Source organism: Haemophilus sp. Marseille-P9675, from assembly GCF_916862695.1.
Lineage (GTDB): Bacteria > Pseudomonadota > Gammaproteobacteria > Enterobacterales > Pasteurellaceae > Haemophilus > Haemophilus haemolyticus_K.
The window spans coordinates 210,756-225,337 of the sequence record NZ_CAKASP010000002.1 but is presented as its reverse complement, the minus strand read 5'-3'; the positions used below and the strand labels follow the sequence as shown (position 1 = coordinate 225,337).

The 14,582-nt window shown below is 39.0% G+C and carries 15 protein-coding genes and 1 pseudogene; 11 read left to right on the top strand and 5 right to left on the bottom strand.

Annotation, left to right across the window (positions count from 1 at the left end; translation table 11 throughout):
- Positions 1 to 74 precede the first annotated feature (74 nt).
- The 9 genes from LIX50_RS04710 (at position 75) to mnmA (ending at position 8,628) form a co-directional block, all read left to right on the top strand.
- The gene (locus LIX50_RS04710) at positions 75 to 1,418 is read left to right on the top strand and encodes a Na(+)-translocating NADH-quinone reductase subunit A (protein ID WP_005636870.1); all 1,344 of its coding nucleotides are present in this window, start codon (positions 75 to 77) and stop codon (positions 1,416 to 1,418) included.
- A 2-nt stretch (positions 1,419 to 1,420) separates the two neighbouring features.
- Complete coding sequence (locus LIX50_RS04705) at positions 1,421 to 2,656, top strand: NADH:ubiquinone reductase (Na(+)-transporting) subunit B (RefSeq protein ID WP_005636872.1); 1,236 nt, start codon at positions 1,421 to 1,423, stop codon at positions 2,654 to 2,656.
- Positions 2,649 to 3,434, top strand: a complete 786-nt coding sequence (locus tag LIX50_RS04700) for a Na(+)-translocating NADH-quinone reductase subunit C (RefSeq protein ID WP_005633382.1) — start codon at positions 2,649 to 2,651, stop codon at positions 3,432 to 3,434. The genes LIX50_RS04705 and LIX50_RS04700 overlap by 8 nt, the downstream gene beginning before the upstream one ends.
- Complete coding sequence (locus LIX50_RS04695) at positions 3,434 to 4,063, top strand: NADH:ubiquinone reductase (Na(+)-transporting) subunit D (protein WP_005633380.1); 630 nt, start codon at positions 3,434 to 3,436, stop codon at positions 4,061 to 4,063. Before LIX50_RS04700 ends, LIX50_RS04695 begins: the two co-directional genes overlap by 1 nt.
- A 3-nt stretch (positions 4,064 to 4,066) precedes the next feature.
- Complete coding sequence (gene nqrE / locus LIX50_RS04690; protein ID WP_005633378.1) at positions 4,067 to 4,663, top strand: NADH:ubiquinone reductase (Na(+)-transporting) subunit E; 597 nt, start codon at positions 4,067 to 4,069, stop codon at positions 4,661 to 4,663.
- A gap of 10 nt (positions 4,664 to 4,673) precedes the next feature.
- On the top strand, positions 4,674 to 5,909 hold the full coding sequence (gene nqrF, locus LIX50_RS04685) for an NADH:ubiquinone reductase (Na(+)-transporting) subunit F (protein WP_005636875.1): 1,236 nt from the start codon (positions 4,674 to 4,676) through the stop codon (positions 5,907 to 5,909).
- 144 nt (positions 5,910 to 6,053) lie between these two features.
- Positions 6,054 to 7,094, top strand: a complete 1,041-nt coding sequence (locus LIX50_RS04680) for an FAD:protein FMN transferase (RefSeq protein WP_048953932.1) — start codon at positions 6,054 to 6,056, stop codon at positions 7,092 to 7,094.
- A 2-nt stretch (positions 7,095 to 7,096) separates the two neighbouring features.
- Positions 7,097 to 7,357, top strand: coding sequence for a (Na+)-NQR maturation NqrM (nqrM, locus tag LIX50_RS04675; RefSeq protein ID WP_005633372.1), 261 nt, complete (start codon positions 7,097 to 7,099; stop codon positions 7,355 to 7,357).
- 116 nt (positions 7,358 to 7,473) lie between these two features.
- On the top strand, positions 7,474 to 8,628 hold the full coding sequence (gene mnmA, locus LIX50_RS04670) for a tRNA 2-thiouridine(34) synthase MnmA (protein ID WP_106014025.1): 1,155 nt from the start codon (positions 7,474 to 7,476) through the stop codon (positions 8,626 to 8,628).
- A 45-nt stretch (positions 8,629 to 8,673) separates the two neighbouring features.
- Here the strand turns inward: mnmA and rplS are convergent, their stop codons facing one another.
- Genes rplS through rpsP form a run of 4 tightly spaced genes read right to left on the bottom strand, consistent with a single transcriptional unit; the run spans position 8,674 to position 10,659 of the window.
- Positions 8,674 to 9,024, bottom strand: a complete 351-nt coding sequence (rplS, locus tag LIX50_RS04665; protein WP_005626422.1) for a 50S ribosomal protein L19 — start codon at positions 9,022 to 9,024, stop codon at positions 8,674 to 8,676.
- A gap of 36 nt (positions 9,025 to 9,060) precedes the next feature.
- Positions 9,061 to 9,801 (bottom strand): tRNA (guanosine(37)-N1)-methyltransferase TrmD, encoded by a 741-nt coding sequence (gene trmD / locus LIX50_RS04660; protein WP_226385902.1) that lies wholly within the window; start codon positions 9,799 to 9,801, stop codon positions 9,061 to 9,063.
- A 37-nt stretch (positions 9,802 to 9,838) separates the two neighbouring features.
- The gene (gene rimM, locus LIX50_RS04655) at positions 9,839 to 10,366 is read right to left on the bottom strand and encodes a ribosome maturation factor RimM (protein WP_048953929.1); all 528 of its coding nucleotides are present in this window, start codon (positions 10,364 to 10,366) and stop codon (positions 9,839 to 9,841) included.
- Between the two features lie 44 nt (positions 10,367 to 10,410).
- Positions 10,411 to 10,659 carry a 30S ribosomal protein S16 gene (rpsP, locus tag LIX50_RS04650; protein WP_005626429.1) on the bottom strand — a complete coding sequence of 83 codons (249 nt, stop codon included), beginning with the start codon at positions 10,657 to 10,659 and terminating at the stop codon, positions 10,411 to 10,413.
- A gap of 310 nt (positions 10,660 to 10,969) precedes the next feature.
- Between rpsP and LIX50_RS04645 the strand changes: the two genes are divergently transcribed.
- Both LIX50_RS04645 and nadN read left to right on the top strand, forming a co-directional pair.
- On the top strand, positions 10,970 to 11,749 hold the full coding sequence (locus LIX50_RS04645; protein WP_048953928.1) for a hypothetical protein: 780 nt from the start codon (positions 10,970 to 10,972) through the stop codon (positions 11,747 to 11,749).
- Positions 11,750 to 11,773: 24 nt separating this feature from the next.
- Positions 11,774 to 13,585 carry an NAD nucleotidase gene (gene nadN / locus LIX50_RS04640; RefSeq protein WP_048953927.1) on the top strand — a complete coding sequence of 604 codons (1,812 nt, stop codon included), beginning with the start codon at positions 11,774 to 11,776 and terminating at the stop codon, positions 13,583 to 13,585.
- Between the two features lie 228 nt (positions 13,586 to 13,813).
- On the opposite strand, the pseudogene LIX50_RS04635 reads toward nadN, so the two are convergent.
- Positions 13,814 to 14,571, bottom strand: a pseudogene (locus LIX50_RS04635) (transposase); the annotation flags it as partial.
- Positions 14,572 to 14,582 lie beyond the last annotated feature (11 nt).

The following is a 14,582-nucleotide window of genomic DNA, read 5'->3' as shown; positions in this document are numbered from 1 at the left end:
GCTCAAACACGAGATTGCATTTAACTTGTTTATTTGCAATTGTATTTTTAACCTTGAAAAGTAGTGCAAACAGTATGATTACAATTAAGAAAGGCTTGGATCTCCCAATTGCGGGAAAACCAGCACAAGTAATCCACAACGGAAATGTTGTGAATCAAGTTGCGATTCTAGGTGAGGAGTATGTGGGGATGCGTCCTTCGATGAAGGTGCGCGAAGGCGATGTTGTAAAGAAAGGCCAAGTGCTTTTTGAAGACAAGAAAAATCCTGGTGTGATTTTTACAGCCCCTGCAAGTGGTACTATCACTGTAATCAATCGTGGTGAGAAGCGTGTATTACAATCTGTCGTAATTAATGTGGAAGGAAATGAGCAAATCACTTTCGCAAAATATAGTACAGAACAATTGAATACGCTTTCTTCTGAACAAGTAAAACAAAACCTTGTTGAATCAGGTTTATGGACTGCATTACGTACTCGTCCATTTAGCAAAGTACCTGCGATTGATAGTGAACCAGCCTCAATTTTCGTGAATGCAATGGATACCAATCCATTAGCCGCAGATCCTGCAATCGTGCTAAAAGAATTTTGGCAAGATTTCACGAATGGTTTAACAGTATTAAGTCGTTTATTCCCTTCAAAACCGTTACACTTGTGTAAAGCAGGTGATACCAATATCCCAACTGTTGATCTTGAAAATTTACAGATTCATGATTTTGGTGGCGTCCACCCAGCTGGTCTTGTTGGTACTCATATTCATTTTATTGATCCTGTTGGTGTAAATAAAACTGTATGGCACATCAATTATCAAGATGTGATTGCAGTGGGTAAATTATTTACAACAGGTGAGCTTTATGTTGAACGTGTAATTTCTCTTGCTGGTCCGCAAGTGAAAGAGCCTCGTTTAATTCGCACTGTAATTGGTGCTAATCTCTCTCAATTAACCCAAAATGAATTAAGTGCGGGTGAAAATCGCGTAATTTCTGGTTCAGTGCTTTGTGGACAAACTGCAAAAGGTGCGCATGACTATTTAAGTCGCTATGCATTGCAAGTCTCGGTAATCGCTGAAGGTAATGAGAAAGAATTCCTAGGCTGGATTACACCTCAATCAAATAAATATTCAATTACTCGTACAGTGTTAGGTCACTTCGGTAAGAAATTATTCAACTTCACTACGGCTGAAAATGGTGGTGAGCGTGCAATGGTTCCAATTGGTAGCTATGAGCGTGTTATGCCGTTGGATATTTTACCGACATTATTATTACGTGATTTAATCGTGGGTGATACCGATGGTGCGCAAGCGTTAGGTTGTCTTGAATTAGATGAAGAAGACTTAGCGTTATGTTCTTTCGTTTGCCCGGGCAAATATGAATACGGTTCAATCTTGCGTCAAGTATTAGATAAGATTGAGAAGGAAGGTTAAAAATGGGTTTAAAAAATCTTTTTGAAAAAATGGAACCCGCGTTTTTACCAGGTGGTAAATACAGCAAGCTTTATCCGATCTTTGAATCGATTTATACCTTGCTTTATACACCAGGTACGGTAACGCACAAAAATACTCACGTTCGTGATGCGTTAGACTCAAAACGTATGATGATTACGGTTTTCCTTGCGTTGTTCCCTGCGATTTTCTACGGGATGTACAATGTGGGTAACCAAGCGATTCCAGCCTTAAATCAATTAGGCAATTTAGATCAACTAATTGCTAACGATTGGCACTATGCACTTGCAAGTTCATTAGGTTTAGATTTAACTGCCAATGCAACTTGGGGCTCGAAAATGGCGCTGGGAGCGATCTTCTTCTTACCAATTTACTTAGTGGTTTTTACCGTTTGTACAATTTGGGAATTGTTGTTCTCAGTGGTGCGAGGTCATGAAGTAAATGAGGGGATGTTCGTTTCAACCATTTTATTTGCGTTAATCGTTCCACCAACATTGCCATTATGGCAAGCCGCATTAGGTATTACTTTTGGTATCGTTGTTGCAAAAGAAATTTTTGGTGGCGTTGGTCGTAACTTCATGAACCCTGCACTTGCAGGCCGAGCTTTCTTGTTCTTCGCCTATCCAGCTCAAATTTCAGGTGATACTGTTTGGACTGCTGCTGATGGTTTCTCTGGTGCAACCGCACTTTCACAATGGTCACAAGGTGGTCAGGGAGCATTACAACATACAGCCACTGGCGCTCCAATCACTTGGATGGATGCTTTTGTTGGTAACTTACCTGGTTCAATGGGTGAAGTTTCTACGCTTGCAATTTTAATCGGTGGCGCAGTGATTGTGTTCACTCGTATTGCTGCATGGCGCATCATTGCTGGTGTGATGATTGGTATGATTGCAACTTCAACTCTATTCAATTTAGTGGGTTCTGATACTAACCCAATGTTCTCAATGCCTTGGCATTGGCACCTTGTTTTAGGTGGATTTGCATTAGGTATGGTATTTATGGCAACAGACCCTGTTTCAGCATCCTTTACCAATGCAGGTAAGTGGTGGTACGGTGCATTAATTGGTGTAATGGCTGTATTAATTCGTACTGTAAACCCAGCTTATCCGGAGGGAATGATGTTAGCGATTTTATTTGCAAACTTATTTGCACCGATTTTCGACTACATCGTTGTTCAAGCAAATATCAAACGTCGGAGAGCAAGAACAAATGGCTAAGTTTAATAAAGACAGCGTTGGTGGTACAGTTACCGTTGTTGTATTGCTAAGTTTAGTGTGTTCTATCATTGTTTCCGGTGCCGCGGTGGCATTGAAATCGAAACAAGATGAGCAAAAAGCACTGGACGTTCAACGTAATATTTTAACGGTTGCTGGCTTAATGAAAGAAGATAATGCTTCCGTCATTAAAGACACTTATAACAAGTTTATTGAACCACGTTTAGTGGATTTGCAAAGTGGTGATTTTGTTCAAGCATCAAAAGAGGATGTAGAAAAATTTGATCCAAAAACAGCAGTAAAATCGACCGCACTTAGTCAAGCCATTCCGGTGGAACAAGATAAAGCCGGAATTAAAGTGCGTGCCAATCAAGCGCGAGTTTATCTTGTAAAAGATGAACAAGGTCAAGTCAATCAAGTCATATTGCCGATGTACGGTCGCGGTTTATGGTCAACAATGTACGGTTTTGTTGCGGTTGCCCCAGATGCCAATACCATCAAAGGCATTACTTACTATGATCAAGGTGAAACAGCAGGTCTTGGTGGTGAAATTGCCAATCCGCGTTGGCAAGCACTTTTCGTAGATAAAAAACTGTTTGATGATGATCAACGTGTGGCTATTCGTATTGCTAAAAATGCTTCTTCTAACAAAGAATACGGTGTTGATGCTTTATCAGGTGCAACTTTAACCTCAAATGGTGTGCAAGGTTCCTTTGATTATTGGTTTAGTCAAAACGGTTTTGGTCCATTCTTAGCAAAATTTAAAGCGGGGGCAAGATAATGGCTGATGCAAAAAGCAATTTAAAAGCACTTTTGCTTGATCCGATCGTAAAAAATAACCCGATTGCGCTGCAAATTTTGGGTATTTGTTCTGCATTAGCGGTCACAACTCAATTACAAACCGCGATCGTTATGGCCATTGCGGTAAGTTTAGTAACTGGTTTTTCCAGTATGTTTATTTCAATGATTCGTCATTACATTCCAAATAGTATTCGTATCATTGTACAACTGGCAATTATCGCTTCTTTGGTAATCTTAGTTGACCAAGTATTGAAAGCTTTTGCTTATGGTTTATCTAAGCAGCTCTCGGTATTTGTAGGCTTGATTATTACTAACTGTATCGTGATGGGCCGGGCAGAAGCTTTTGCGATGAAATCTCGTCCACTTGAGAGCTTTGTTGATGGTATCGGTAACGGTTTAGGTTACGGTGCAATTTTATTAATTGTTGCAACGTTACGTGAGTTAATCGGTTCTGGTCGTTTACTTGGCTTTCCAGTATTCCAAACCATTCAAGACGGTGGTTGGTATCAACCAAACGGCTTGTTCCTTCTTGCACCAAGTGCGTTCTTTATTATCGGCTTCATCATTTGGGGTTTAAGAACGTGGAAACCTGAGCAACAGGAGAAATAATCAATGGAACATTATATTAGCCTATTTGTGAAGGCGATCTTCATTGAAAATATGGCGCTTTCTTTCTTCTTAGGGATGTGTACTTTCCTTGCTGTATCAAAAAAAGTGTCAACCGCATTCGGCTTAGGGGTTGCAGTAACAGTTGTGCTTGGCATTTCTGTGCCAGCGAACCAATTTGTATTTGAACATGTGTTAAAAGATGGCGCCTTAGTTGAAGGGGTAGATTTATCCTTCTTAAGCTTTATTACGTTTATCGGTATTATCGCGGGTATCGTTCAAATTCTTGAAATGACGCTCGATAAATTCTTCCCAGCACTGTATAACGCATTGGGGATTTTCCTTCCGCTTATTGCCGTAAACTGTGCGATCTTTGGTGGCGTATCCTTTGCGATTCAACGTGAATATACCTTCGCAGAATCTGCCGTGTACGGTATTGGTGCAGGCTTGGGGTGGATGTTAGCAATTGTTGCGCTTGCAGGTTTAACTGAAAAAATGAAATATGCTGATGTACCAGCAGGCTTGAAAGGATTAGGAATAACCTTTATTTCTGCTGGATTGATGGCGCTTGGCTTTATGTCATTCTCTGGTATTCAATTATAAGGAGGCATAAATGAGCGAATCTTCAATTTTATTATTAGGTGTTGCAGCATTTACCGCTATTATTTTAGTACTCGTTGCGATTATCTTGTTTGCCAAGTCAAAACTAGTCGATTCTGGTGATATTACTATTGGTATCAATAACGATCCAGAGAAAGCGATTACATTACCTGCAGGTGGCAAATTATTAGGTGCTCTAGCGAGTAAAGGTATTTTCGTGTCTTCTGCTTGTGGTGGCGGCGGCTCTTGTGGTCAATGTGTGGTAAAAGTGAAAAATGGTGGCGGAGAAATTCTTCCAACCGAACTTTCTCACATTAACAAACGTGAAGCAAAAGAAGGTTATCGTCTAGCTTGTCAAGTTAACGTGAAAGGTAATATGGAAGTTGAACTTCCAGAAGAAATCTTCGGCGTGAAAAAATGGGAATGTACTGTTATTTCTAACGATAACAAAGCAACCTTTATCAAGGAGCTTAAATTGGCTATTCCTGAAGGCGAGGAAGTGCCATTCCGCGCGGGTGGATATATCCAAATCGAAGCTGATCCACACGTGGTGAACTATAAAGATTTCGATATTCCTGAAGAATACCACGAAGACTGGGATAAATATGATTTATGGCGTTATGTCTCTAAAGTTGACGAGCATATTATCCGTGCTTACTCAATGGCTTCATACCCAGAAGAGAAAGGCATTATTATGCTTAACGTTCGTATTGCAACGCCTCCTCCGCGTCAACCTGATGCACCTCCAGGTCAAATGTCTTCATACATTTGGTCATTAAAAGCGGGTGATAAAGTCACTATTTCTGGTCCATTTGGTGAATTCTTTGCGAAAGAAACTGATGCTGAAATGGTATTTATCGGTGGTGGTGCGGGTATGGCTCCAATGCGTTCTCATATTTTTGACCAGTTAAAACGTCTTCATTCTAAACGTAAAATGTCGTTCTGGTATGGTGCACGTTCTAAACGTGAAATCTTCTATCAAGAAGACTTTGACCAATTACAAGCTGAAAATCCAAACTTTGTATGGCATGTTGCATTATCGGACGCATTGCCTGAAGATAATTGGACCGGCTATACAGGCTTTATTCACAATGTGCTTTATGAAAACTACTTGAAAAATCATGAAGCACCAGAAGATTGTGAATACTATATGTGTGGACCTCCGGTGATGAATGCAGCTGTAATTAAAATGTTGAAAGATCTTGGTGTTGAAGATGAAAACATTTTATTAGATGACTTTGGTGGCTGATTTTAGTTAATCAATTCATCATAAAAACTGACCGCACTTTGTGATGAAGTGCGGTCAAAATTTAAGGTATTTTTAGAAAATTTTCTATGATTACAGGTAAGTTTTGTTGAGTTTGCCAGTAATTCACAGATGTAGGAAATCCAGATGAAAAAATTAATAAGCGGTATCATGGCGGTAGCAATGGCATTAAGTCTTGCAGCCTGTCAAAAAGAAACAAAAGTTATCTCATTAAGTGGTAAAACAATGGGAACAACTTATCATGTTAAATACCTTGATGAAGGCTCAATGAAAGCAACATCTGAAAAGACGCATGAAGAAATTGAAGCAATCTTAAAAGATGTAAACGCGAAAATGTCCACTTACAAAAAAGATTCGGAACTGAGCCGTTTCAATCAAAATACCCAAGTGAATACACCGATTGAAATTTCAGCAGATTTTGCCAAAGTATTAGCTGAAGCGATTCGTTTAAACAAAGTGACTGAAGGTGCATTGGATGTAACTGTTGGTCCTGTTGTGAATTTATGGGGATTTGGTCCTGAAAAACGCCCAGAAAAACAACCTACGCCAGAACAATTAGCTGAACGCCAAGCTTGGGTTGGTATTGATAAAATTGCCCTCGATATGAGTGGTGCAAAACCGACATTAAGCAAAGCACTTCCTCAAGTTTATGTCGATTTGTCCTCGATTGCTAAAGGCTTTGGCGTTGATCAGGTGGCTGAAAAGTTAGAACAACTAAATACTCAGAATTATATGGTTGAAATCGGTGGTGAAATTCGTGCGAAAGGAAAAAATATTGAAGGCAAACCTTGGCAGATCGCAATCGAAAAACCAACTACAACAGGTGAAAGAGCGGTTGAAGCTGTAATTGGATTAGACAACATGGGAATGGCAAGTTCTGGCGATTATCGTATTTACTTTGAAGAAAATGGTAAACGCTTTGCTCATGAAATTGATCCGAAAACAGGTTACCCAATTCAGCATCATTTAGCCTCAATTACGGTCCTTGCGCCAACCTCAATGACTGCAGATGGCTTATCAACAGGTTTATTTGTGCTGGGTGAAGACAAGGCGTTAGAAGTGGCAGAGAAAAATAATATTGCCGTTTACTTAATCATTAAAACAGATAATGGTTTTATCACAAAATCATCCTCTGCTTTCAAAAAATTAACAGAAACAAAAGAATAGTTATGCAAACTTTATTTTTTACTTTAATCGCTTTTGTCGCAATTATATTGTTGATGTCTATCGGATTTATTATCAAAAAACAAAGTTTAAAAGGCAGCTGCGGTGGTTTATCTGCCCTTGGTATTGCCAAAGCTTGCGATTGTGATAAACCGTGTGACACGCTTCAATCAAAATTAGATGCGGGCGATGAACAAGCGAAAGCTGAATATGAGCAAAAATTTGCGAAAAAAGATGATGATTCGCAATTTTATGAAGTGAAATAACTTGCTCAAAAATGACCGCACTTTATGTGCAAAATAAAATTAACGGCAAAATTATTTTGCCGTTTTCTCATTCAATGACCAATGTGCTTCGCCTTAACCGAAGTTACGGGAGAACTATGTTAATTTCAAATACTTATAATCAACACTTTCCTCAACTGACGCAAGAGCAGCTTGCGAGAAATGCGACAAAAAAAGTGATTTGTGGTATGTCTGGCGGAGTGGATTCTTCTGTGTCAGCTTTTATTCTTCAACAGCAAGGCTATCAGGTGGAAGGCCTGTTTATGAAAAACTGGGAAGAAGATGATGATACGGATTACTGCACTGCAGCAGCTGATCTTGCAGATGCTCAGGCTGTATGTGATAAGTTGGGTATTAAACTACATAAAATTAATTTTGCGGCAGAATATTGGGATAATGTCTTTGAGCATTTTCTGACTGAATATAAAGCAGGGCGCACGCCGAACCCAGATATTTTGTGTAATAAAGAAATTAAATTTAAAGCATTTTTAGAATATGCAGCTGAAGATCTTGGTGCCCATTACATTGCAACAGGACATTATGTACGTAGAGCTGGTGATGATGAAAATGTAAAATTATTACGTGGTCTAGACGCCAATAAAGATCAAAGTTATTTTCTTTATACCTTAAGCCATAAACAAGTAGGGCAAAGTTTATTCCCCGTTGGTGAAATCGAGAAGCCCATTGTTCGCGCTATTGCTGAAGATCTTGGTTTAATTACAGCGAAGAAAAAAGACTCTACAGGTATTTGTTTTATTGGTGAGCGTAAATTTAAGGATTTCTTAGCTCGTTACTTACCTGCTCAACCTGGCGATATTCGTACTGTTGATGGTGAAATTATTGGTCGCCATGATGGTTTGATGTATCACACGTTGGGACAGCGCAAAGGATTAGGCATTGGTGGTTTGAAAAATGCGGGTGATGAGGCTTGGTATGTGGTAGATAAGGATGTGGAAAATAATGAACTTATTGTCGCTCAGGGGCATGACCATCCTCGTTTATTTTCAAAAGGTTTGATTGCTAGCCAATTACATTGGGTTGATCGTGAACCAATTCGAGAGTTATTACGTTGCACGGTGAAAACACGTTATCGCCAACAAGATATTTCTTGTGTGATTGAACCGATTGATGATGAAACTATTCGAGTGATTTTCGATGAACCTCAATCAGCCGTCACACCAGGGCAATCTGCCGTATTTTACCTTGGTGAGGTTTGTTTGGGCGGCGGGATTATCGAAGAACGGATTAAATAACCTAACAAAAAAGGCTTGGAATTCCAAGCCTTTTTCTTTGCGAAATTATTCGCCCAAACGCTCTTTAATACGAGCAGATTTACCTGAACGTTCACGTAAGTAGTAAAGTTTAGCTTTACGTACTGCACCTTTACGTTTAACAGCGATAGAATCTACAGCTGGAGAGTGAGTTTGGAATACACGCTCAACGCCTACGCCGTTAGATACTTTACGTAAAGTAAATGCTGAGTGCAAGCCACGGTTACGAATTGCAATAACCACGCCTTCGAATGCTTGCAAACGACGTTTGCTACCTTCAACTACCCATACTTTAACTTCTAAAGTATCACCAGGGCGGAAGCTAGGTACGTTTTGTTTTAATTGTTCTTGTTCAAGTTGTTTGATAATGTTAGACATTGTTTGATCCTTTATTGATCCTAGATGTAACTGAAACTAACTGCTATGCTCGGCTTGCGCCTCTTTTAACAGTTTACGTTGTTCGTCAGTCAGAGCTAGGCCCTCTAAGAGCTCAGGGCGTCGGAGCCACGTTCTTTTTAGCGATTGTTTTAATCGCCATTTCCGAATTTCTTCGTGGTGTCCCGACATCAGCACGGGTGGTACAGTTAATCCTTCTAACACTTCCGGTCTGGTGTAATGCGGGCAATCTAATAAACCATCTGCAAAAGAATCTTCTTCTGCGGAGGCTTGCTTGCCTAGTACACCGGGAATAAAACGCGCAACAGCATCAATTAATGTCATTGCCGGCAACTCCCCACCGGTCAGAACGTAATCGCCGATTGACCATTCTTCATTGATTTCAGTTTGAATCAATCGCTCATCAATACCTTCGTAACGTCCACATAACAAAATCAATTTCTGATTTTGAGCAAGCTCGGTTACGCCGCCTTGATCGAGTTTACGTCCTTGTGGCGAAAGGTAAATCACCTTTGCGCCTTCTCCTGCAGCTGCTTTCGCAGCATGAATCGCATCCCGTAAAGGTTGCACCATCATCAGCATTCCCGGGCCACCACCATAAGGGCGATCATCCACGGTTTTATGCTTGTCGAATGTAAAATCTCTTGGATTCCAACATTCCACTTGCAGAAGATTATGTTTTACAGCTCTAGCTGTAACCCCAAATTCCGTAATCGCTTTAAACATTTCGGGGAATAATGAAATCACCCCTATCCACATAAAAAGCCTACTACATTACGTTTGTGCATACTTGAGATTAGAAACCAGCGTCCCAATCCACTTCAATTGTTTTCGTGGTGAGATCGACTCTTTTAACTACTTGTTCATACAAAAACGGAATTAACCGCTCTTGTTTTTCAAAAGCATCTTTCGTATTGGCTTTAACTACTAACACGTCATTAGAACCGGTTTCCATCATTTCTGTTACCGTTCCCATTGTATAACCTTCTAGGTTTACGACTGAGCAACCAATTAAATCGTGCCAGTAATAATCACCCTCTTCTAGTTCTGGGAAAACAGATAAATCCACACCAATTTCAACATTTGCTAAAATTTGTGCGACTTCACGATCATCAACGCCTTTTAATTTCACGATGATTTCGTGGTTATGATGACGCCAGTTTTCTAATTCTGTTGGCTGCCACTCACCTTTGATTTTTAAAAACCAAGGCTGATACTCAAAAATGCTTTCAGCTTGTTCTGTTGATGAATAAATACGTAACCACCCACGGATACCGTAGGTTGAGCCTAATTTGCCCACAACTTCAATACGTTGTTGTTCCATATTTCTCACCTATCTTAGTTTAAGAACTAAATCAAAAAGCAAAATTATGCTGCTTTTTGAGCTTCTTTTACCAAGCTCGCAACACGATCAGAAAGTGATGCACCTTGACCAACCCAGTGGTTAACACGGTCTAGGTCGATACGAACACGTTCTGCGTTACCTTGTGCGATTGGGTTGAAGAAACCTACACGCTCAATGAAACGACCGTCACGTGGTGAACGGCTGTCAGCTACTACGATTTGATAAAATGGGCGTTTTTTAGCTCCGCCACGAGATAAACGAATGGTTACCATAACCTTCCTCTAAATGTTTAATTACTAAAAGAATATTCCCAAACTCGAAAGCGATTTAAGAATATAGCTTACTTTTTTCTCTGTATATATAGACAAAAAGCTTAAAGATTTTATACTTTTTGAACAAAATTGCAAGTTTTGGATGACCATTATAATAGGTACGTTATTTTCTCTTGAAAAGGTAAATATTATCATTCACATACAATTTTGTTTTACGTATAATCTAAGAAACTCTCAAGCAGTTTTAGGTCAAGTTTACGCGTTAAGCGGTATTTCACATTGATAAAATATCAGTTAAATGAGGTTTATTATGAAAATCGGTTTTCATTCAGTGTTACTTGGATTAGCGTCATGTATTGGCATTCAACAATCTGTGGTAGCGAGTCCTCCTTCGTCTTCTCAACAATCAGTATCTGCTGAGTCACCTGAAGCTTTAAAGCAACAATTTTCAATCGCTTTAGCCAAACAAGAAAAGCAACAAGTTTCGATTTTACAGAAAAAACTCACCGCGCTTTTTTCTTTACCTCCTCAATTCCTAGATAATCAGATCCAAATAAGCGAAAAAATCCTCACTCGCATTTTTAAAACAGATAAAAATCTCACCCCTAAATTTCTTGATTATTTATACTTTGAACCGATAAATACTGGCGATGCTAATTTAATTCAGGAAATGAAGAAAAACTTGCTAGTGTCTTTTTTGGCGAATGAGCAGGCAAAAATTTATATTCGTCAAACAGATAATTCGGAGCAATTTGTTCAGGCTTTGCTAGAACGGGGAGCCAAACCAGATCAAATCATATTATTGTCTTTGGATGCTAAAGGCATATTTCAAAAAATTATTGAACAGATACATCAAGATTTTCCTAATCAAACAACTTTTTCTATTACTGAGAATCGAGTGAGTTTGATAACCCCATCTTCTGAAATTAAGCCCCGCCTCGCTCTAGCTAATATGATGTTTGCTCGCCAATTTAAAGGGGTGGAGGTTGATGATTTTTCGTATTTAGATCAAGCGCGTGAAAATCTTCAACACAATAACTATACTATTCGTTATAAGACTTTCCAAGCAATGCTTGAAGGCTTAAATTAATCCGTTTACTCATAAGGAGCCATTATGTTTTTATCTAAAAAATCAGTTACCTTTGCAGTTAGTGCATTAGCAATGCTTTGCTCAGGCACAACCTTTGCTAAAGAAGTGCCGCAAGCACATAAAGCTGTGGAGTTAAGTATCTTGCATATTAATGACCATCATTCTTACTTGGAACCGCACGAAGCGAGAATTAATTTAAATGGTCAACAAACAAAAGTGGATATTGGTGGTTTTTCTGCTGTGAATGGAAAACTTTATGAGTTACGCAAAAAGTATAAAAATCCATTGGTGCTACATGCTGGTGATGCGATTACTGGTACGCTGTATTTCACCCTTTTTGGTGGTTCCGCTGATGCGGCTGTCATGAATGCAGGTAATTTTGATTATTTTACTTTGGGTAATCATGAATTTGATGCGGGTAATGAAGGTTTATTAAAACTACTCGAGCCATTAAAAATCCCAGTACTTTCAGCTAATGTTATTCCTGATAAAAATTCAATTTTATATAACAAATGGAAACCTTACGATATTTTCACTGTGGATGGAGAAAAAATTGCTATTATCGGTTTAGACACCGTGAATAAAACGGTTAATTCCTCTTCACCAGGTAAAGATGTGAAGTTCTATGATGAAATTGCTACCGCACAAATTATGGCAAATGCGCTAAAACAACAAGGTATTAATAAAATCATCCTACTTTCACACGCAGGTAGTGAAAAAAATATCGAAATCGCGCAAAAAGTTAATGATATTGATGTGATCGTTACTGGCGATTCGCATTATTTATACGGAAATGATGAATTACGTGGTTTAAAATTACCAGTAATCTATGAATATCCGCTTGAATTTAAAAATCCGAATGGCGAACCGGTGTTTGTAATGGAGGGTTGGGCTTATTCTGCTGTTGTGGGGGATTTAGGTGTTAAATTCAGTCCTGAAGGTATTGCGTCTATTACTCGTAAAATTCCTCACGTGTTAATGAGTTCTCATAAACTTCAAGTGAAAAATGCGGAGGGTAAATGGACTGAATTAACTGGCGATGAACGTAAAAAAGCACTTGATACTTTAAAATCAATGAAGAGTATTTCACTTGATGATCATGATGCAAAAACAGACATGCTTATTTCAAAATATAAAAGTGAAAAAGATCGTTTAGCACAAGAAATTGTTGGTGTTATCACTGGTTCTGCAATGCCGGGTGGTTCAGCAAACCGTATCCCAAATAAAGCAGGCTCAAATCCAGAAGGTTCTATCGCAACGCGTTTTATTGCAGAAACAATGTATAACGAACTCAAAACAGTGGATTTAACCATTCAAAATGCAGGTGGTGTGCGTGCGGATATTTTACCGGGCAATGTGACTTTTAATGATGCTTATACTTTCTTGCCTTTCGGTAATACGTTATATACCTATAAAATGGAAGGTTCGTTAGTGAAACAAGTGCTTGAAGATGCGATGCAATTTGCTTTAGTTGATGGTTCTACAGGGGCATTCCCTTATGGAGCAGGTATTCGTTACGAAGCGAATGAAACACCAAATGCGGAAGGTAAACGCTTAGTGAGTGTGGAAGTCTTGAATAAACAAACCCAACAATGGGAACCAATTGATGATAATAAACGTTATCTTGTTGGTACCAATGCTTATGTAGCTAGCGGTAAAGATGGTTACAAAACTTTTGGTAAATTATTTAATGATCCAAAATATGAAGGCGTTGATACATACTTGCCTGATGCGGAAAGTTTCATTAAATTTATGAAAAAACATCCGCACTTTGAGGCTTACACTTCATCAAATGTAAAATTTAATGCTTCGACTGATGCGTTACCTAAAAAATAAAATTTAAAAATAGCGTGTATTTAACACTCGATTTTATACCTCAGGCAAACCCACTTTATAGACCATCTGGTATAAAGGTGGGTTTTGTCTCTTTCTATTACATTTCACTTTAGATTGCCATTCAAGCAGTCAGTTTCGTAGAGTTTTTCCCTTGCTCCGATGACTTAACTGTATCGACGTTTTCTATCGTAGCTTGATAAGTGTGTCAGGTAATCAGCCTTTCGGTTTTTTGATTTTGCTCGGGCGATGATAATCAAATACACTAATAACCTCTCGGCGAGCCAAGCTTTCTGTGATAGGGGCGGTAAAATAGTCAGCATCAAGCCTGACGGCTTTTTTGGGAGGAGCTGAAAGCGTTATGTCGAGGAATTAAGGTGAGCAATATAGGGTTAGTTGTCATTGATATTACCTGCCCGAGGCAAAGGTATTTAAAATAATCCTATGCTTGCCTTGATGTCTTTGATTTCTGCCACTTTTTCACTCGCTTTTAACGGCTTCTTTCCTTTTTTCGTATTTTCACCACATCTTGGGTGAGCATATCAATATACTGACTGACTTGTACCTTATACTTTTTATTATGTTTTTCGTTCTTATTAGCGCTAGCTTTAAATGGGTACTGTCTGTAAACGGATACTTGCCCCCATCAAGCCTTTTTCAATTGCTTTCCATACGATACAAGTAAAAAATATGCTCAAATACATCCGCACCATTAAAACGACGAAGATTATTTTGGCTAAGTGTGCTGGTGTCAATCACTTTTTTGTTAAGGACATCCCTAAAACCAGTGGTAAACCACATTGGCTTATCCATTGCCGTTCACTTTTAATACCAAAGAGATAGCCCAACAGTATTATTTTAAACTATCAAATAGGGTCAACAGCTGGATGACCGTTATCCTGACAATAAAGATGAGCGCCCTCATCATGGATAAATTCAAAATCAATGGATCTCGCTACTTTGTGAACAAGATGGTCTTGTTGAACCAATTGCTAAAGAC

Coding starts and splice junctions, on each gene's coding strand:
- nqrE (WP_005633378.1), top strand. CDS start 4,067: ATGGAACATTATATTAGCCTATTTGTGAAGGCGATCTTCATTGAAAAT.
- mnmA (WP_106014025.1), top strand. CDS start 7,474: ATGTTAATTTCAAATACTTATAATCAACACTTTCCTCAACTGACGCAA.
- nqrF (WP_005636875.1), top strand. CDS start 4,674: ATGAGCGAATCTTCAATTTTATTATTAGGTGTTGCAGCATTTACCGCT.
- LIX50_RS04680 (WP_048953932.1), top strand. CDS start 6,054: ATGAAAAAATTAATAAGCGGTATCATGGCGGTAGCAATGGCATTAAGT.
- LIX50_RS04700 (WP_005633382.1), top strand. CDS start 2,649: ATGGCTAAGTTTAATAAAGACAGCGTTGGTGGTACAGTTACCGTTGTT.
- rplS (WP_005626422.1), bottom strand. CDS start 9,024: ATGTCTAACATTATCAAACAACTTGAACAAGAACAATTAAAACAAAAC.
- rpsP (WP_005626429.1), bottom strand. CDS start 10,659: ATGGTAACCATTCGTTTATCTCGTGGCGGAGCTAAAAAACGCCCATTT.
- LIX50_RS04645 (WP_048953928.1), top strand. CDS start 10,970: ATGAAAATCGGTTTTCATTCAGTGTTACTTGGATTAGCGTCATGTATT.
- nadN (WP_048953927.1), top strand. CDS start 11,774: ATGTTTTTATCTAAAAAATCAGTTACCTTTGCAGTTAGTGCATTAGCA.
- nqrM (WP_005633372.1), top strand. CDS start 7,097: ATGCAAACTTTATTTTTTACTTTAATCGCTTTTGTCGCAATTATATTG.
- trmD (WP_226385902.1), bottom strand. CDS start 9,801: ATGTGGATAGGGGTGATTTCATTATTCCCCGAAATGTTTAAAGCGATT.
- LIX50_RS04710 (WP_005636870.1), top strand. CDS start 75: ATGATTACAATTAAGAAAGGCTTGGATCTCCCAATTGCGGGAAAACCA.
- rimM (WP_048953929.1), bottom strand. CDS start 10,366: ATGGAACAACAACGTATTGAAGTTGTGGGCAAATTAGGCTCAACCTAC.
- LIX50_RS04695 (WP_005633380.1), top strand. CDS start 3,434: ATGGCTGATGCAAAAAGCAATTTAAAAGCACTTTTGCTTGATCCGATC.
- LIX50_RS04705 (WP_005636872.1), top strand. CDS start 1,421: ATGGGTTTAAAAAATCTTTTTGAAAAAATGGAACCCGCGTTTTTACCA.